Here is a 260-nt window from a genome sequence, read left to right on the forward strand (position 1 = left end):
GCGTGGAGCTGTTCGACCGCAACACCAAGCCCCTCAAGCCTACGCTGATCGGCACCCGCGTCTACGAGCAGTGCCGGCTGATCCTGCGCGAGATGGATGCGCTGCGTGAACTGGTGGCCACCGACGCACCGCCCACCGGCGTGCTGCGCCTGGGTGTGCCGCAGACCATCGGTGATGTGGTGTTGCTGGATGCGCTCAAGCACCTGCGTACCGAATACCCGGACCTGCGTGCCCAGGTCGCCACGGGCTGGGGCAGCCAG

Annotated in this window: 1 protein-coding gene; it reads left to right on the forward strand. The window is 67.7% G+C overall.

All coding sequences use genetic code 11. The features are described 5' to 3' along the window. The coding region (locus HX823_RS28305) for a LysR family transcriptional regulator (protein ID WP_256350297.1) at positions 1-260 on the forward strand (260 nt) is incomplete at both ends.

It is taken from the genome of Pseudomonas sp. P7759, assembly GCF_013386445.1.
GTDB lineage: Bacteria > Pseudomonadota > Gammaproteobacteria > Pseudomonadales > Pseudomonadaceae > Aquipseudomonas > Aquipseudomonas azotoformans_A.